The organism is Actinomadura sp. NPDC048394 (genome assembly GCF_040651755.1).
Taxonomy (GTDB): domain Bacteria; phylum Actinomycetota; class Actinomycetes; order Streptosporangiales; family Streptosporangiaceae; genus Spirillospora; species Spirillospora montaniterrae.
This window is the reverse complement of sequence record NZ_JBEZJL010000086.1, coordinates 29,884-47,482: the sequence shown is the minus strand read 5'-3', so window position 1 is coordinate 47,482 and position 17,599 is coordinate 29,884. Positions and strand designations below refer to the sequence as shown.

The following is a 17,599-nucleotide window of genomic DNA, read 5'->3' as shown; positions in this document are numbered from 1 at the left end:
ACGAAGTCCATCGCGAAGCGACGCCGAAGGCGCCCTTGACTTTGGAGGGGCGGCCCCGTACGCAAGCGCCACCCCACCACCCGAACACCCTTTCTTGCTATTCACCAAACGCGCAAGCACGGACTCGCGACAGCGGCGTCCCCGCGTTCGGCACTGAAACCATGCCTTTGAAAAGCGCCCAGTGGCGCAAGAGCAGCTACAGCACATCCAGTGGCGGCAACTGCGTTGAGTTAGCGGAGACGAAGACAGAGGCGGACGCGGTCGATGCTGTGGCGGCGCGGGACAGCAAGGATCCAGACGGGCCAGTCCTGCTGGTGACTCGCGCAGCCCTGCGCACCGCCGTGGGCTCCACCCTCAGTGTTCGCTGACCGTTCGGTGTCAGCGGGGCGGGCGGAGCGGTTCTGTGGTCGAGGCTGGAGGCGCTGTCCAGCTGGCGAGGACTTTAAGGCGGTCCTCCGCGGGGGTGCCCGGTTCGGCCGCGTAGACGGTCAGGTCGTGCACGGCGCCCTGAGCCAGCGGCAGGTCCAGGGAGCGGAACGTCAGCTCCAGGCGGCCCACCTCCGGATGGTCCAGCCGCTTGACGCCCCCGTGATGAATTCGGACGTCGTGACTGGCCCACATTGTGCGGAATTCGGGGCTGAGCGTGGACAGTTCGCCGACGAGCTCGCGCAGGGCCCGGTCGTGAGGTTCGCGTCCGGCTTCGGCGCGGAGCACGGCGACCGTGGCCTTCGCGCCTTCCTCCCAGTCGACGAAGAATTGGGAAGAGCCAGGGTCGAGGAAGAAATAGCGGGGGAAGTTGGCGCAGCCCCGCTCAGCGGTGGTTCCGCTGTCGAACATCGGTGAATAGAGGGCCCTGCACAGCGCGTTGCTGGCGACGATGTCCAAGCGGCCGTTGCGTACGAAGGCGGGGGCCATGGTCATGGAGTCGACCATCCACTGCACGGAGGGCGGGATCTCGACGTCGTTGCGACGCCGGCGCCGCGTCGCCCGGCGGGCGGGGCGAGCCGCTCTGGCCAGATCCAGCAGATAGGTGCGCTCGTCCTCGTCGAGGAGCAATGCCCGGGCGACCGCTTCCAGCACGTCCTCGGAGACGCCGCCGATGTGGCCTTTCTCCAGCCGCGTGTACCACTCGGTGCTCACGCCGGCGAGCGCCGCGACCTCCTCGCGCCGCAGTCCCGGAACCCGGCGTCGCCGACTCGTGGGCAGTCCGACCCGCTCCGGGCCGAGCCTGGCGCGCCGACTCGTGAGGAAGTCGCGGATGTCCGAGCGGTTGTCAGCGCGGTTCTCGGTGCGGTTGTCCGAGCGGTTGCCAGTGTGGTTCTCGGTGCGGTTCTCGGTGTGGTTGCCGGTGCGATCGCCGCCGTGGCTCTCGGGCGGATGCTCCATTCGTCCACCGTACCCACGGACGTTCGTGCACCGAACCCATGTTCCGGCCGATAGGGAGGTTGCGTTTATACCCCCCATAAACGCGGCCTTCCTCGCCCCTGACGGCGCCCGTTTCCTGGGATCGGCGGTCCGAACGGCATTCCTTCATCGCGGTCCGCCGTCCGCCCTCCGCCGTCCCGAACACACCTCAGGAGCATGACCATGACCAGCAAGACCGTACTGATCACCGGCGCGACCAGCGGTATCGGCGCCCACACCGCGCGGCTGCTGCTCGCCCGCGGCCACCGCGTGGCCGTCACGGGCCGCGACGAGAGCAAGCTGAAGACCTTCCTGGACGAGGCCGGCCGCCCCGACCGGCTGCTCGGCATGATCGCGGACGCGACGGACTGGGAGGCCACCGAGTCGGTCGTGACCCGCACGGTGGAGCACTTCGGTGCCCTTGACGCTGCGGTGGCGAACGCCGGGTTCATGACCGGTGACTCCATCGGAGCCGGGGACCCGACGTCGTGGGCGCCGATGGTCCTCACCAACGTCCTCGGCCCGGCCCTGCTGGCCCACGCCGCCCTGCCCCACCTTGAGGCCACCGGCGGACGGCTAGTGCTCATCGGCAGCGTCGCCGGGCTCAAGAACTCTCCGGGCAACCTCTACTCGGCCACCAAGTGGGCCACCACCGGACTCGCCGAGAACCTGCGCCTGCACGCCACGACCCGCGGCATCGGCGTCACCCTCGTCAACCCCGGCATGATCGACACGCCTTTCTGGGAGGGCGCCGGTGCTCCCCCCTTCGCGCTGCCTCCCCAGCCCATCGCCGAGGCCGTCTGCCACGCCCTCGACCAGCCGGCGGGCGTCGACATCAACACCATGACCATTCGGCCCATCGGTCAGCCTGTCTGACCTGCGAACGCCCCGGTGCAGGAGCGGCCCCGGCCGCTGGAGGGCGTGCGTGCGGCTCAGGCAGGCTCGTCGTCGTCGACGGCCGGCCCGTCGACGGCGGGCATCGGTGGGCCGCCGGGGTTCCAGGTGTCCAGGAAGGACGCCTGGAGGCTCCGGTCGACGAGTTCGACGTGGGCGCCGATCGAGTCGACGCGGTGGTAGGCGAACGCGCGGCCGTGCGGGCAGCCGGAGAACGTCTCGGGGAGCCCGGCGGCGGTGAGCCTTCCCGTCCCCGCCGCGAGGTCGGACGTCCAGAACCCGAGGTGGTGGAAGCCCGCCCGGGACGTGTCGCCCCACGGCCCGCCCGGCGCGGCCTCGATCAGCTCGACGAACGGGGCCCCACCGGCGGAGAAGACGATCCGGTAGTCCCATTCGCCGAGCCGCCCGTCGGCGGGGTCGCGCCAGCCCAGCCCCGAGGCGGCGGTGAGGTCGCGCATCGCCGCCTCGAGGTCGGGCACCGTGAAGCAGACGTGGTAGAAGCTCATCGCGGGCGGCGGCGGTTCGCGGCCTCCAGCGACGGGTTCCCGGTGAGGTGCTTGATGCCCGCGATGTCGGTGCCGGGCGGGACGACCTCGTCGATCGCGTCCAGGACGGCCGGGTCGAGCCGGACGTCGGCGGCGGCGAGCAGGTCGTCCAGCTGCGCCATCGTCTTCGGCCCGATGATGGTCGAGGTGATCGCCGGGTGCTCGCCGACGAAGGCCAGCGCCATGTGCGTCAGCGACAGCCCCGCCTCGTCGGCGATCTTGGCGAGCCGCTCGACGGCGTCGTACCGGACGGGCGCGCTCGGGTCGGTGTCGACGGTGCGGCCCTTCCAGTTCGAGTCGTCGGAGGGCGCGAAGCGGGAGCCGGCGGGCGCCGCCTCGTCGCGCCGGTACTTGCCGGTCAGCCAGCCGCCGGCGAGCGGGCTCCACGGGATGACGCCCATGCCGTGCCGCCGCGCGGCGGGCAGCATCGCGTCCTCGATGGAGCGGGCGAAGATCGAGTACTGGGGCTGCTCGCAGACGAACCGGGCGCCGCCGCGGCGCGCGGCCGCCCACTGCGCCTCGACGATCAGGTCGGCCGGGAAGGACGAGGAGCCGATGTAGCGGACCTTGCCCTGGCGGACGAGGTCGGTGAGGGCGTCGAGGGTCTCCTCCAGATCGGTGTCCCAGTCGGGGCGGTGCATCTGGTAGAGGTCGATGTGGTCGGTGTCGAGGCGGCGGAGGCTGGCCTCGACGGCCCGCACGATGTAGCGGCGGGACCCGCCGCGCGCGTTGCGCTCGTCCCCGAGCGGGAAGAAGAACTTGCTGGCGAGGACGACGTCGTCGCGGCGGCCCTTGAGGGCGCGGCCGACGATCTCCTCGCTCTCCCCGGCGGAGTACATGTCGGCGGTGTCGACGAAGTTGATCCCGGCGTCGAGCGCGCGGTGGATGATGCGCTCGGAGTCGTCGTGGTCGGGGTTGCCGACCGCGCCGAACATCATGGCGCCGAGGCACTGGGTGCTGACCTCGACGCCGGTACGGCCGAGCTTCCGGTACTGCAATGCGGGCTCCTTCTCATGGTGGACGGGCAGAACGCTAGAAGCTGGAGCGCGCTCCAGGTCAAGCCGGGCGCCTCCGCACCGTGTCCGGCCTGACCTCCGCACCGTGTCCGGCATGACTGCGGAAAGTTTTGCGATCTCCCCGCCGGCCACCGCCGCCCGCATATCGGGCAACTGCCCCGATATCACATCGACGGCGCCCGCCGCTGCGGCCCGTCCGGGCGCGCTTTCCGGGCCGTCCCGCTCGCTTCGCGGTAAGGGTTCCGCCGTCCGGATCTTCCCGTGCAGAAGGCCGCCTTTACGCGGTCATGGAAATGCCGGAGGCGGTTATCCGGCGGTGTTTGCGGGCGAATCCCGCCGGGCAGGTCGAATTGGTCAATGATCTCTGGGGGGAGGGCCATGACCACCGTCGGCGCGCGGGGCGTGACGCCCGCATGAACACGGTCCCGGAACTGGCGCTGGAACTGCTCGGGATCGAACCCGAGCCCTTCGCGGCGGCGCCCACGCTGAACCTGCGCATCGGACTGCGCCGCCCGGACGGCGGGCCCGTCCAGTGCGTCCTGCTCACCACCACCGTGACGATCGCGGCGGCGCGGCGCGGCTACGAGCCCGCCGAACGCGACCGGCTCGAACGCCAGATCGGCGCCGCCGCGCTGTCGGGCGAGCCGCCCGGCGGGCTGCTGTGGGCGCGGATCGGCGTGACCGTCCCGACGTTCCGCGGCGAGACCGAGGTGACCGTCGCGCTGCCCTGCGGGCACGACATGCAGGTCACCGCGGACCAGTACCTGCGCGCCCTGGCCGGCGGCGAGGTCCCGCTCGACCTCGCCTTCGACGGGACGGTCTTCTACCCCGGCGAGGACGGCGTGCTGCGCACCGCGCAGATCCCGTGCCGGCACCGCGCCGCCGGCGAGCTGCCCGTCGCGGTGTGGCGGAGCCTCGTGGACCGCTACTACGGCGCCGTCCGCTGGCTGCGCCTCGACGAGGACCGCTTCGACCGCCTGGCCGCCTACCGCGCCCGCCGCGCGCACACCTCCTTCGACGACACGGTGGACGAGCTGCTCCGCGCCGCCGAGGCCCTCCACGACGACGCCGAGCCGGACGACACCGGGCGGCTGCACGACGCCGCGCGACCGGCGTCGCCGAACGACTCCGGCGCCCCTCTCCGCGATGCCGCATTGAGCGCGGAAATGGCCATGCGGCCGGAGGAGAGCGGTCCATGGACGCCGTGAGGGCGATCGCCGACACGATTCTTTACGAAGGACATTTGCTGTGGCCTTACCGGGCCTCGGCGGCGCGGCACGGGAAACGCTGGACGATCGGCGGCGTCCATCCGAAGGAAGAGGCGGAACGGTCCGGCGGCCGCTGGACGGTGTCCGCGGAATTCCTTCTGGAGGACGGCCCGGAATCGACCGTCGAGTTCACGCTGCGCTTCCTGCAGACCGTGCACCGGCAGATGATGGACGGCGACGCGCCCGTGCCCGAGCTGAAGGTCGGCCCCGGGACGTACCGGACGCGGCAGGAGGCGCGCGAACGCGAGATCACCAGCGGCCGGCTGCCGGTGGAACGGCTGCTGCGCTCGCCCGTCCGCGTGCCCGTCGCCATCGCCGCCGGCCTCGACGAGAAGCCGGTCGAGGGGACGGTCCAGAGCCCGGTCGAGAGGCCGGTCGAGGGGACGCTCGAGGGGACGGTCGAGGGGACGGCGCGGATCGTCCGCACGTGGGACCGGGTGACCGGCACCGTCGTGCTGTCGGCGGAGCGGGCCGCGCCCGGCGCCGTCCGGCTGCGCGCCGTGCTCGTCAACACCGGCGCCGCCGCGGACCGGGACGAGGCGGCCCGCTCCGCGATGCTGTGCGCGCACCTCGTCGCGGACGCGTCCGGCGGGGCGTTCGTCTCCCCGGCCGACCCGCCCGCGCGGCTCGCCGGTGCGGCTGCGGCCTGCCACAGCGACGGCCTGTGGCCCGTCCTGGCGGGCCCGCCGGGCGGGCACGGCACGGTGCTGGCCGCGCCGATCGTCCTCTACGACTGGCCCCAGGTGGCCCCGCAGACTCCGGACGACCTGTTCGGCGGCGCCGGTCTCGACCGGCTGCTGGCCGAGCTCGCGGCCGGCGACCCGCGCGGCGGAGGCCGCGCCACCACCGGAACAGGAAGGAGTTGAGCGATGAGGAAGCAGAGCATGGGCATGCGCAAGCGCGGCATGCGGGCCATGGCGGGCCGCATGATGGTCGGGATGCTGGTGGCCGCGATGGCCGCCGTCCTGATCAAGATGATGCCGGCGCTGATGCGCCGTGCCCGGTCCGACCAGAAGTGACCGGGACGACCACGACGAACGACCAGGCCGGCGCGGCCGCCGAGTGTTCCGGTGCCGCGCCGGTGGACGCGCGCCCGCGAAGCCCGCGGCGTCCCCAAGCGGCCCGCGAAGGCCACGGCGTCCCCCCGCGAGCGACGCAAGCGGCGTCCTGAGAGTTCGGCGCTTCCTGGTACTGCCCCATGAGGCCGATGTCGGCCTGCGTTCTTGACCCTGTGGCACGGCGCGCTCACGATGAGGCGGTCACACGACGGCTTCGGCTTCGTGTCTTCGTTCCGGCCCGAGCCGGACGGGGCGGGTAAGGAGAACGCGCAATGCTGAACGACGAGACGTCCCCCCGGACGCCCGTGGAGGCCGCAGGCCCGGGTGGTGTGCCGACGCGGGGACGGACGATGCGGTTCCCTCCGCAGCCTCCTCCGCGCCCGGCGCCCCCCTCTCCGACGACTCCGCGGCCCACCCCGCCGCCTCCACCCCCTCCGCCTCCGCCGCCGCCTCCGCGCCCGGCGCCCCCCTCTCCGACGACTCCGCGGCCCACCCCGCCGCCTCCACCCCCTCCGCCTCCGCCGCCGCCTCCGGTCCGCTGAGAACCGGTTCCGTTCCCCGTGGCGCGGCCCGTGCCGCCGGGGCTTCGCCGCCGAGGAGGGAAGTGACCGGACCCGGCCGTCTCACCTTGCGGGACGGCGAGATCGAGCAGATCGACTCGCTTCTCACCGAGGTGGCCGCCCGGTACGGGGACGTGGACGGTGCGGACTTCGTCCAGGAGGCCGAGGCCATCGCACAGCGCCTGCCCTTGCGGTTGCGCACCTTCCTCGTTTCCTGCCGCAGCCGCGAGCGGCCGCTGTTCGTGGTCGAGGGCTGGCCGGTCCACGACGCGGCGCTCGGCCCCACCCCGCGCGACTGGCAGGACGCATGGCCGCCCGCAGGGAACACGACGCACCGCCATCAGCTGCTGCTGGTCCTGGCGGCGTCGCTCGTCGGTGACGCGTTCGCGCTGTCCACGACGCAGGACGGGCATCTCGTCAACCACATCGTGCCGGTCCTCGGCGCGGAGGCCCACGTCAGCGCCAACAGCAGCACGCGGGAGCTGGCCTGGCACACGGAGGAGGCGGGTTTCCGGTTCAGCCCCGACCACCTCGCGTTCCTCTGCCTGCGCAACCCAGGGGAGGTGCCGACCACCATCGGGCTCGCCGACGACCTGGTGCTCGACCCGGCGGTGGAGGACGTCCTCCGGCGGCCGCTGTTCGGCATGCCGCAGCTCGGGGCGCAGGGGCGGATCGACTACGCGCCCGTGCTGTACGGCCCCGCCGACCGGCCCTACCTCAGCGCCGACTCGGTCTACATGGTCCCGGCCCCGGGCGCGGACGACGCGGCGGAGGCGCTGGCCGTTCTCGGTGCCGCCCTCGACGCGGCGCTGTGGCCCTTCACCGCCGTCCCGGGCGATCTGTACTTCCTCGACAACCGCCGGGCGGTGCACGGCCGTCCGGCGTTCCAGCCGCGCTACGACGGGACGGACCGCTGGCTGCTGCGCGTCAAGACGGGCCGGGACATCCGCGGTTCCGGGGCCTGCCGCGCACGCGACGGAGCCAGGGTCGTCGACGTCGACCGGCTAGCATGAGCGATCTCACGGGACTCGAGTCGTAGGTGGCGCCGCCATGATCGAACTGAGAGAGCTGATCCGCGACCTGCGCTCCGAGCTCAACGAGGCGATGTCCGCGGCACCCGGCGAGGGGCTGCAGTTCGAGCTCGGCCCGATCGAGCTGGAGGTCAGCGTCGGCGTGGAGAAGGCCGGCGGGGCGAAGGCGAAGGCGCGGTTCTGGGTCGTCGACCTGGAGTCCGACGGACGGCTCGCCTCGACCTCGCTGCAGCGGATCAAGCTGTCGCTCACCCCGCGCAAGGCCGGCTCGACCGCGTCGCCGTACGTCTCCGGCCGCGAACGCCCGGACGAGCAGTAACGGCATGCCCCCGACGAGCCGGCGCCCGGAGCATGCCCCCGGACACCGGCCCGACCCGCACCGGCCCGATCCCCGCTGGCCCGACCCCCGCCGGTCCGACCCGCACCGGCTCGATCCGCACCGGGCGGCCGAGGTCATCGTCGTCCTGCCGGACGGGTCCAGGGTGCGTGGATCGGGGTACCGGATCTCGGAGACGCGGGTCCTCACCGCCGCCCACGTCGTCGCCGGGGCCGCACGGATACGCGTCAGGTTCGACGCCGACCGGGACGACGAGGTGGACGGGCCGGCGGAGGTCGCCTGGTGCGATGAGGGCGTCGACGTCGCGGTCCTCGAAGGCCACTGGCCGCCGGCGGTCGAGGGCGCGGGTCCGCCGCCGCCGGTCCGCTTCGGCTGGGTCGACGACATCGATACCGTGCTGTCCTGCTCCGCCGTCGGCTTCCCGCGCTACAAGCTGCGGCGCGGCCCCCGCGGCTGGTACCGCGATTCGAGCCACGTGCGCGGCACCATCGCCGCCCTGTCGCACCGGCGCGAGGGCACCCTGGAGATCCGCGTGGACGCGCCGGAGCGCGACCCGGACCCGGACGCCTCCCCCTGGGAGGGCATGTCGGGAGCCGCCGTGTTCGCCCGCGGCGCGATCATCGGGCTGGTCTCGCGCCACCACCGCTCCGACGGCCTCGGCGTGCTCACCGCCACCCGGGTCGACGGCTGGCTCGCGCCGCTCGACCTGGAGCGGCTCGACCGGCTGCGGGAGCTCACCGGCCTTCCCGCGACGGCCGAACTGCTCGTCGACGTCCTCGGCGAGCCTCCCGACGCGGCGGTCCGGCAGGAGCCGCCCCCGCCGTCGCGGACGGTCTTCCTCTCCTACGAGGACGGCGACGACGCGTCCGCCGACCTGGTGGCGCGGCTGCTGATGCGGCACAGCATCAGATCTCTGGACGACCCGACGGCACCCGACGGCACAGCGACGTCCGGCGACACAACAACACCCGGCGACGCGGCAGCGAACGACACGGCGACGGACGCCGACCCGATCGGGGCCGCGCTGGACCGGACGGAGACGGTCGCCGTGCTCGTCGGCCCGGCCGGCGTCACCGCCCGCCGCGCCGCCGGCATCCGGAACGCCATCGAGTACGCCACCCGCCGGCGCAGCAACCTGCGCGTCGTTCCGGTCCTGCTGCCCGGCGCCTCCGCGGCGCTGCTGCCCGCGTTCCTGTCCCAGCGGCTCGCCGTCGATCTGCGCGCCGGACCGCACGAGCCGTCCACCGCCACCGAGCTGGTCTCCACCGTCGAGGGCTTCGCCCCTCCGCGACCGCGCACGACGCTGCCCGACGAGCCCGCGCCGTTCCCGAGCCTGCGGGCCTTCACCGCCGGCGAGGCGCCGCTGTTCTTCGGCCGCGCGCGGGAGACCGCGGCGCTCGTCGAGCAGGTGCGCCGCGCGCCGTTCACCGCGGTCGTCGGCGCGTCCGGCTCCGGCAAGTCGTCGCTGGTGATGGCCGGGCTGGTGCCGGCGGCGGGGCCGCGGACGCTGGTCGCCGACCTCGTGCCCGGCCCCTGGCCGGTCCGCGCGGTGGCGACCCGTCTCGCCGAGCTCACGGGCGGCGGCCGGGCCGCCGCCGCGGACCTCGAACGGCGGATCCTGGACGACCCGGAGGAGCTCGCCAAGGCCGTGCACGACCTCCTCGCCGGCGACGACCGGTTCGACCGGCTGCTGCTCATCGTCGACCAGTTCGAGGAGCTGTTCACCCTCAAGCCGCGGCACCGCGGGGACGTCGACCCGCAGCTGCGCTTCGTCCAGAGCCTGCACCGGGCGGCCGAGGTCCTCGCCGGGGAGATCCGGGTGGTCGTCACGCTGCGCGCCGACTTCGTCCAGCACTGCCTGGCCTTCGCCGAGCTGCGCGAGCTGCTCACGGCGGGCCAGCTGCTGCTCGGCCCGCTCGACGAGCCGTCGCTGCGCGAGGCGATGCTGATGCCGGCGCAGCACGTGGGCGCGCTGTTCGAGCGCGGCCTCGTCGACCGGGTGCTGGCCGAGATGCGCGGGCGTTCCGGCGCGCTGCCGCTGCTGCAGACGGCGCTCGCGGCGCTGTGGCGCCGCCGCCGCGGCGTCTGGCTCACCCACGCCGACTACGACGCCGTCGGCGGGATCGGCGGGGCGCTGGACCGGCTCGCCGACGACACCTACGCCTCCCTCGACGACCGCCGGCGGGAGCTCGCCCGCCTGCTGTTCCTGCGGCTCGTCGCGGTCCGCGACGGCACCTACACCCGGCGGCGCGTCGCCCGGCACGAGCTCGACCTCGTGGCCGCCGACCCGCGGGAGGTCGAGCAGGTGATCCTCCGGCTGTCGCACCGCGACGCCCGGCTGATCGCCGCCGACCGCGACTCCGTGGAGATCGTGCACGAGGCCTTGATCGACAACTGGGGGACGCTCGGCGACTGGCTCCAGCAGGACGCGGCGGACCTGCGCACGCACCGGCTGCTCACCGAGGCCGCGCAGGAGTGGGACGAGCACGGGCGCGAGGACAGCTACCTGTACCGCGGGCTCCGGCTGGCGGCGGCGGGCGACTGGGCCACCCGCAACCACCGGCTGCTGAGCCGCCTGGAGGACGTGTTCCTGACGTCGAGCCGGGTCGCGGAGGACACCGCGACGGCCCGCGAGCAGTCCGACCGGACCCTCGCGCGCGCCGGGCAGGCCGTCTTCGAGCTCGAGGCGGCGCCGGAGACGGCGCTGGAGCTGGCGCTGCGGGCCGCGGACGACGGCGGGGACGTCCCGCTCGTGCAGCGGGCCATGTTCCGGGTGTTCAGCGAGGCGAAGATCCGCCGGATCCTGCGGGGGCACTCCGACCGGCTCTCGGCGGTGGCGTGGCATCCCGACGGACGGCGCGCCGCCACCGCGGGCTACGACCGCACGATCCGGCTGTGGGACGCCGTCCGGGGGCGGCTGCTGGCGGTGATCGAGGCGGGCCAGGACTGCGTCACCTCCCTCGACTTCGACCGCTCCGGCGCCCGGCTGGTCAGCGGCGGGTGGGACGGGACCGCCCGGGTGTGGGACGTCGAGGGCCGGCGGGCGCTCGGCACCCTGCGCGGCCATGCCGGGTGGGTGTCGTCGGCGCGGTGGAGCCCCGACGGCCGGCTGGTGGTGACCGGCGGCACGGACCGCACCGCGCGGATCTGGGACGCGGCCACCGGCGCGACGCTCCGGGTGCTGGAGGGCCACGAGGACTGGGTGCGGTCGGCCGAGTGGCATCCGGACGGGGACCGGATCTGCACGGGCAGCTACGACCGCACGGCAGCCGTCTGGGCGGTCGACGGCGGCGAGCGGGTCGCGACGCTGCGGTCGCACGACGGGCCGGTGCCCGCGGTCGCCTGGAGTGGGGACGGCGCGGAGCTCCTGACGGCCGGCGAGGACGGGAGCGTCTGCCTGTGGGACGCCGAGCGGTTCGCGCCGGCGCGCCGCTGGCCGGTCGCCGCCACACCGCTCTACGGCGTGGCCTGGTCGCCGGTCCGGCGGCGGGCGGCCGTGTGCGGGGAGGACGGCACGGTCCGGGTCCTGGACTTCGATCTCGGGCAGACCGTCGACGCGCTTCCCGGGCATGTCGGCTGGGCGTCGGGCGTGGCGTGGAGCCCCGACGGGCGGCTGCTGCTGTCCGGCGGCGAGGACGCCACCGCCCGCGTCGCCGGCGTGGACGGGGGATTCGTGCCCTCGGTCGCCGGCCGGCACGGCGGCCGCGTGCTCGACGTCGCCTGGGAGCCGGGCGGGCGCCGCGTCGCGTCCGCCGGGCAGGACGGCCTCGTGCGGATCTGGGACGTCACCGGGGAGGATCCGCTGGCCGAGCTGCTGTTCGACGCCGCCGCGGTCGCCTGGAGCCCGGACGGTAGCGCGCTGGCCGTCGGCGGCGAGGACGGCACGGTCGCCGTCCGCGCCGCCGGGACGCTCGCGGCGGAGGCGTCCGTGCGGGGCCACGGCGACCGCGTCACGGCGGTGCGGTGGAGCCCCGACGGGCGGCTGCTGGCCTCCACGTCCCACGACGGATCGGTGGCCGTGTGGTCGGCCGACGGTCTGCGGGAGCGCGCCCGCCTCGCGGGCGACCAGATCGTCGAGGACGCCGCGTGGAGCCCGACCGGAGAGCGGCTCGCCGTGGCCGACTGGCAGACCGACGCGCGCCTGTGGCGGCCCGGGTCCGGGGGCGAGCCGGATCGGCTCTCCTCGCACACGGCGGCGCTGCACGCGGTCGACTGGAGCCGCAGCGGGCGGCTGGTGCTGACGTCGAGCGGCGACGGGACCGCGCGGCTGTGGGACGCGCACGACGGGCGGATGGTCCGCAAGCTGGCCACCGGTGAGGCCCACGCGGCGCGGTTCAGCCCCGCCCGGACCCATCTCGCGACGGGCTCCCGGGACGGGGGCGTCCGGCTGTGGAACCACGCGGGCGGAGCCGACCTCCTGGTCACCTACCCGCACCCGGGGGCGGTCTGGGCGGTGGCGTTCAGCCCCGACGGGGACCGGCTCGCCAGCGGCTGCGAGGACGGCGCCGTGCGGATCTGGCCGACGAGCCCGCTGGACGTCCACGAGGCGCTGCGGCAGCGCGTCGCGGACCTCTCCGGCTGAAACCGAGCGCGGGCCGGTCGGGTCAGCGGTCGCGGAGGGTCTTTTCGATGGCGGAGAGCTGGTCGGCGAGGTGGAGGAGGGCGCCTACGGACGGGTCGTCCTCGTGGCCGGCGAGGGTCCGGCCGCGCACGTAGGCGGCCTTGATCTCCGTCCAGCGGGCCTCCTGCTCCGGGGTGAGGACGTTCCGGAGCTCCGCCAGCTTCAGCAGGTTCGACTCGGTGTCGGACGTGAGGGTCTGCGCCTCGGCGCGGTAGTGGTCGTCGATGAGCGTTTCGAGTTCGGCGGCGTTCATCACCGGGAGGACGCGCTCGGCGAGCCGGTTCATGTCGCGGTAGGAGCCCTGGAGCCGGAACGGCGGCTCGGTGCGGGACGCGTCGTCCTGCGCGGCCGAGGCGATGTAGGCGCGGTTCACCGTCAGCACCACCTGCTGGACGCGCCGGAGCTTCGCCATGACCGAAAGGATCTGGTCGAGCTCGGCCTGCGAGTACGGGTGCGCGAGGCGGTCCGGGCGGACGCCCGCGTCGCCGGACGCCAGCCGGACGAGGAGTTCGACGTCGCCGCGGTCGCGGCCGGCGAGCGGCGCGAGCATCGGGTTGGAGGTCAGCGCGTTCTCGACGTAGCTGAGCGCGAACAGCTCGTCCTTGCCGGACAGGACGTCGCCGAGGTTCCAGACGTCGGCGCGGTTGGCGAGCATGTCGGGGATCCGGAAGCGCTGCCCGGACTCGGTGTACGGGTTGCCGGCCATGCAGACGGCGAAGCGCTTGCCGCGCAGGTCGTGGGTGCGGGAGGCGCCCTCGATGCGGCGCTGCGCGTCGCAGAGCGGGATGAACTTCTGCAGGAACTCCGGCGAGGTGTGCTGGACGTCGTCGAGGTACAGCAGGACGTTGTTGCCCATCTCCAGCGCGAAGTTGATCTTCTCGACCTCGCGCGCGGCGGTGGCGTTCGGCGCCTTCGCCGGGTCGAGGGACGTGACGTCGTGGCCGAGCGCCGGACCGTCCACCTTGACGAGGGCGAGGCCGAGCCGGTCCGCGACGTACTCCATCAGCGTCGTCTTGCCGTAACCGGGCGGCGAGATCAGCAGGAGCAGGCCCATCTGGTCGGTGCGCTTGGCGCCCCCGGCGGCGCCGAGCTGCTTGGCGAGGTTGTCGCCGATGAGGGGCAGGTACACCTCGTCGACGAGCCGGTTGCGGACGAACGCGCTCATCGTGCGGGGCTTGAGGGCGGCGAGCCCGAGCCGCTCCGACTCGGCGGCGACCAGCTCGTTGCGCCGCCGCTGGTAGGCGCGGAACGCGGGTACGCGCTCGGTACGGAACCGCTGTGTGCGCGCGAGGAGTTCGTCCAGCCGGACGTCCAGGCGGCGGCCGGTGATGCGCGGGTGGGCGCCGAGCAGGTCGTCGACGGTGGCGGTGAGCGCGGCGGGGGAGTCGTAGCGGGCGGACGAGCACAGCACGGCCGCGACGGCCTCGGGCAGGTCGGCCGGGTCGGCGTCCGGGGTCGCGGCGAGGTGGGAGCCGAGCCACGCCCCGGCGAGCTGGTGGCGGGCGGCGAGGTCGCCGCCGAGCGCCCGCAGGTCCTCCTCCAGGTCGGCCAGGTGCGGGCCGAACGACTTCAACAGGTCGCGGGCGCCGGTGCCGATGACGAACCCGTCGGGCGCGGTGGTCAGCTCCTCGATCAGGTACTCGGCGGCCGCGGGGCCGTCCGGCGCGGGCAGCCCGGTGCGCGCCGCGAACTCCTCGACGGCCGAGGTCAGCTCCCCGGCGAGGTCGTCCAGCGCGGGCGCGCGCCCGAACGACCGGCGGGCCCGGACGAGGGACCGGGCGCGGGTCGTCCAGGCCGCGCGGGCGCCGGCGTCGGGGCCGTGCGTCCAGAACAGCTGGGCGGTGGCGCGCGCGGACGACGGGTAGCGCAGCAGGCCCGCGTCGGCGTACAGGCGCACCAGCACGTCGAGGATGCGGGCGGCGTCGTGGTCGTGGACGCCGCGCTCGTAGCCCTCGTCGTAGCGGTCGGCCGCCGCCTCCCGCACCACCCGCAGCAGGTCGGCGTCCAGCAGCTCGGCCGGCGGCCGGGCGGCGAGGATCGACGCCGCCAGGTACTCCGCCCGGTACGTCTCCGGTGTCTCCGAGACGAGGCTCTGGTCCCACAGGTCGCGGGTCGCCGCGAAGGCCTCGTCGCGGACGGGCGCCCGGTAGTCGGTCCCGGTGACGCTGAACGCGAGCCCGCCGTCGTGCGGGACGAGCGTCAGCTCGATCGGGCGGGTGTTCACCGCGAACCGGTGCCGGCCGAGGCGGATCGTGGTGCCGTCGTCGCCGTACAGGTCGAGCCGGTCGCGCAGCGCCCGCGCCGCCTCCTGCCGGGCCGCCTTCACCCGCCCGTCCAGCTCCTCGGCGCGCACGTCGTCGCCGAGTTCCCGCAGCTCGTCCGCTATCGCGCGGATCCGGGCCACCATCGCGTCCGTCGCGAAGTAGGCGTTCACCTCGTCGGGCGAGGCGAGGGACGCGGCGCGGCGCCGCACCCCGGCGAGGATCCGGTCCGCGGACGCGGTGAGCCGTCCGGCGCGGCGCGCCCGCTCGTCCAGCAGCGTCTGCTTGCGCGACGAGAACGCCTCGTACAGCTCGGTGCGCTTGGTCTCCAGCCCGGCGGCGAACTCCTCCAGCTCGGCGAACCGCGCCTGCAGCGTCTCCAGCCGGAGCAGCAGCCGGCCGAGCTGCTCGTCGCAGCGCTCCGGGGTGGACGCGGAGGCCAGCGCGCCCGCGACCGCCTGGTCCAGCAGCGCCAGCTCGGCGGCGAACGCGGCGCGCCCCTCGTGCTCCAGCAGCTCGCGGCGCCGGTTGTCCAGGACGGCACGGGCCCGGTTGAGCCCGCCGAGCACCTCGCCGACGCGCTCCAGGATCGCGGTGCGGGCCGTCGCGTCGGTGATGTCGAGGTCCCCGACGACCTCGGTGACGACCTCCAGGCCCTCGTTCTGCGCGTCGAGGAGATCGGCGAGCGGCGCCGCGCCGGCGGCCGTCGCGATCGCCCCGGCCGCCTCGGCGATCCGCTCCACCTCGGCGTGGTAGCCGGTGAAGGCGCCCTCGCCCTGCAGGAACCGGACGGACCGCTCGCCCAGGCCGCGCAGCTCCGTCTCCACCGTCTCCGACAGCTCGTCGATGCGGGCCGTGTCGGCGTACCGCACGTCGCGGAGCGTCTCCAGGCGGCCGAGCGCCCGGCGCATCTCCGCGAGCTGCGCGACCCAGCCGTCCGCCGTCGCGGGCTCCTCGGCGTTCACCCGGCGGACCAGCGCGGTGACGTCCTCGCCCGCCTCGTCCACGGCGGCCGCCGCCTGCTCGGTGAGCGCGCGGACCTTCTCGTACTCGTCCAGCACCTGCCCGGCCGTCGCCCGGACGTCCGCGAGCGGCGCCGCGAGATCGCCCAGCTCCGCGTCCGCCAGCCAGTGGAACAGGTCGACCGCCCGCGTGCACGCCGCGATCAGCGCCTCGAACACCCGCGCGGACGGCGACATCTCGTCCACCATCCGGGTGATCGACAGGCACTCGGAGATGCCCCGGACCAGGTCCGCGTTCCCGACCCGCTCCAGCGGGCCCGTCCCCACCGGCTGCGCCGCGGCGTGCTCGTCCGACACGAACGGCGTCGCCCACACCTGCACCGGATGCGCCCGGACCGGCTCCGCCGACAGCGCCCGCAGCACCACCAGCGTCCCGTCCCCGAACAGCGAGTACCCGTGGCACGTGATCGGCGTCGCGACCCGCTTGCGGATCACGTTGTACGGCAGCAGCAGCGACCGCCCGTCCGCCCGCGAATGGAACACGTACAGCACGTCCTCGCCGTTCGGCGACCGGACGATCCGCTCGTACTCCAGCCCGGTGACGTCGGTGTCGAACGTCTTCACCACGCCCGTGTCCAGGCAGTAGCCGCCCGGGAAGACGATCCCGTGGTCGTCGGGCAGCCGCCGGCACGCCTGCTCGATCCCGTCGAGCCGCACGACCTCCTTCGTCCGCACGTTGAACACCAGGTGCCGCCACGCCGGCTCGTTGTACGGCCGGATCCGCAGCAGGATCAGCGCGCCGACCCGCGCGTACCGGACGTCGGCGTCGGCGAGGGCCTGCAGCGGCTCGTCCACCGGCTCGGAGTGGATCCCCTTGCCGGTGGACGTGTCGTTCTCCACCTTGACCGTCAGCGTCCCGCCGACCGTGTCGACGAACACCTCGCCCTCGACCGAGATGTGCGGGTGCAGGCCGCGGACGTGGTCGTCGCGGGTCGTCTCGATCCACTCGACCTCGTGCGCCGGCGGGAACGAATGGTCGCGCTCGCCCTGGTTGTCCTCGTAGGCGACGGTGCCGTCCGGGGCCGTCCGCCAGCGCAGGACGCGCAGGTCGGACAGCTGCGGCCCGGTCTGGAACACCGCGAGCAGCCGCCCCTCCACCAGCCGCAGCTGCAGCAGCCTCGCCTGCCGGTAGTACCGGAACATGTCGGCGAAGTCGCGGTGGAAGCGCGGGTCGTCCAGCAGCCCGGGCACCGCGTCCGCGCCCGCCGGCCCGAGCGCGCCGTCGTCGTCGAACCGGTGCAGCGAGAACACGTCCTCGACGGACGTCGTGTTCGCCGTCCCGGGCGCGTTGCAGCCGAGCAGCAGCATCCCGCCGAGCGCGACCACGTCGCGGGGCACGCCCGCGCGCTCCGTCCGGACCTGCTCGGTACCGGTCAGCCGCAGCTCCGCGCCGCCGAACACCTCCAGCCGGCGGGCGTTCAGCGCCTCCGCCCGCCGCGCCGCCTCCGCGGCCCGCTCCGCGAGCCGCGCCCGCAGCACCTCGTACGTCCCCTGGTCGAGCCCGCTCACGCGTCCACTTCCATCCTGGTCGGGAGTCCGGTCGCGGCGCGCCGCCCCATGAGGGGTCGCTGCGGGCGGCGCG

Annotated in this window: 12 protein-coding genes; 8 read left to right on the top strand and 4 right to left on the bottom strand. The window is 74.3% G+C overall.

All coding sequences use genetic code 11. The features are described from left to right. Positions 1–368, top strand: a 368-nt coding sequence (locus AB0C78_RS42175) for a DUF397 domain-containing protein (protein WP_360759448.1), incomplete at its 5' end; no start/stop codon positions are given. A gap of 10 nt (positions 369–378) precedes the next feature. Here the strand turns inward: AB0C78_RS42175 and AB0C78_RS42170 are convergent. Further along, complete coding sequence (locus AB0C78_RS42170; RefSeq protein WP_360759445.1) at positions 379–1,386, bottom strand: helix-turn-helix transcriptional regulator; 1,008 nt, start codon at positions 1,384–1,386, stop codon at positions 379–381. A 201-nt stretch (positions 1,387–1,587) separates the two neighbouring features. Here AB0C78_RS42170 and AB0C78_RS42165 point away from each other — a divergent pair, with 201 nt between their 5' ends. Then, entirely contained in the window at positions 1,588–2,280 is a 693-nt protein-coding gene (locus AB0C78_RS42165; RefSeq protein WP_360759442.1) for an SDR family oxidoreductase, read from the top strand. A 56-nt stretch (positions 2,281–2,336) separates the two neighbouring features. On the opposite strand, the gene AB0C78_RS42160 is transcribed toward AB0C78_RS42165, so the two are convergent. Together AB0C78_RS42160 and AB0C78_RS42155 are read right to left on the bottom strand one after the other, a co-directional pair. After that, positions 2,337–2,804 carry a VOC family protein gene (locus tag AB0C78_RS42160; RefSeq protein ID WP_360759439.1) on the bottom strand — a complete coding sequence of 156 codons (468 nt, stop codon included), beginning with the start codon at positions 2,802–2,804 and terminating at the stop codon, positions 2,337–2,339. Next, positions 2,801–3,841 carry an aldo/keto reductase gene (locus AB0C78_RS42155; protein ID WP_360759436.1) on the bottom strand — a complete coding sequence of 347 codons (1,041 nt, stop codon included), beginning with the start codon at positions 3,839–3,841 and terminating at the stop codon, positions 2,801–2,803. The genes AB0C78_RS42160 and AB0C78_RS42155 overlap by 4 nt, the downstream gene beginning before the upstream one ends. A gap of 431 nt (positions 3,842–4,272) precedes the next feature. Here AB0C78_RS42155 and AB0C78_RS42150 point away from each other — a divergent pair, with 431 nt between their 5' ends. From AB0C78_RS42150 to AB0C78_RS42125, 6 genes are all read left to right on the top strand, one after another. Continuing rightward, complete coding sequence (locus tag AB0C78_RS42150; protein ID WP_360759429.1) at positions 4,273–5,067, top strand: DUF6084 family protein; 795 nt, start codon at positions 4,273–4,275, stop codon at positions 5,065–5,067. Continuing rightward, positions 5,055–5,993 carry a hypothetical protein gene (locus tag AB0C78_RS42145; protein ID WP_360759427.1) on the top strand — a complete coding sequence of 313 codons (939 nt, stop codon included), beginning with the start codon at positions 5,055–5,057 and terminating at the stop codon, positions 5,991–5,993. The genes AB0C78_RS42150 and AB0C78_RS42145 overlap by 13 nt, the downstream gene beginning before the upstream one ends. Positions 5,994–5,996: 3 nt before the next feature. Next, on the top strand, positions 5,997–6,146 hold the full coding sequence (locus AB0C78_RS42140) for a hypothetical protein (RefSeq protein ID WP_360759424.1): 150 nt from the start codon (positions 5,997–5,999) through the stop codon (positions 6,144–6,146). A gap of 643 nt (positions 6,147–6,789) precedes the next feature. Beyond that, a complete protein-coding gene (locus tag AB0C78_RS42135) occupies positions 6,790–7,758 on the top strand; it encodes a TauD/TfdA family dioxygenase (RefSeq protein WP_360759421.1) in 969 nt (322 codons plus the stop codon). A gap of 37 nt (positions 7,759–7,795) precedes the next feature. Next, complete coding sequence (locus AB0C78_RS42130) at positions 7,796–8,095, top strand: trypco2 family protein (protein ID WP_360759419.1); 300 nt, start codon at positions 7,796–7,798, stop codon at positions 8,093–8,095. Positions 8,096–8,099: 4 nt separating this feature from the next. Continuing rightward, positions 8,100–12,695 carry a trypsin-like peptidase domain-containing protein gene (locus tag AB0C78_RS42125; RefSeq protein WP_360759416.1) on the top strand — a complete coding sequence of 1,532 codons (4,596 nt, stop codon included), beginning with the start codon at positions 8,100–8,102 and terminating at the stop codon, positions 12,693–12,695. A gap of 22 nt (positions 12,696–12,717) precedes the next feature. On the opposite strand, the gene AB0C78_RS42120 is transcribed toward AB0C78_RS42125, so the two are convergent. Continuing rightward, positions 12,718–17,526 carry a DNA repair ATPase gene (locus tag AB0C78_RS42120; RefSeq protein ID WP_360759414.1) on the bottom strand — a complete coding sequence of 1,603 codons (4,809 nt, stop codon included), beginning with the start codon at positions 17,524–17,526 and terminating at the stop codon, positions 12,718–12,720. Positions 17,527–17,599 lie beyond the last annotated feature (73 nt).

Coding starts and splice junctions, on each gene's coding strand:
- AB0C78_RS42140 (WP_360759424.1), top strand. CDS start 5,997: ATGAGGAAGCAGAGCATGGGCATGCGCAAGCGCGGCATGCGGGCCATG.
- AB0C78_RS42130 (WP_360759419.1), top strand. CDS start 7,796: ATGATCGAACTGAGAGAGCTGATCCGCGACCTGCGCTCCGAGCTCAAC.
- AB0C78_RS42165 (WP_360759442.1), top strand. CDS start 1,588: ATGACCAGCAAGACCGTACTGATCACCGGCGCGACCAGCGGTATCGGC.
- AB0C78_RS42145 (WP_360759427.1), top strand. CDS start 5,055: ATGGACGCCGTGAGGGCGATCGCCGACACGATTCTTTACGAAGGACAT.
- AB0C78_RS42160 (WP_360759439.1), bottom strand. CDS start 2,804: ATGAGCTTCTACCACGTCTGCTTCACGGTGCCCGACCTCGAGGCGGCG.
- AB0C78_RS42150 (WP_360759429.1), top strand. CDS start 4,273: ATGAACACGGTCCCGGAACTGGCGCTGGAACTGCTCGGGATCGAACCC.
- AB0C78_RS42170 (WP_360759445.1), bottom strand. CDS start 1,386: ATGGAGCATCCGCCCGAGAGCCACGGCGGCGATCGCACCGGCAACCAC.
- AB0C78_RS42125 (WP_360759416.1), top strand. CDS start 8,100: ATGCCCCCGACGAGCCGGCGCCCGGAGCATGCCCCCGGACACCGGCCC.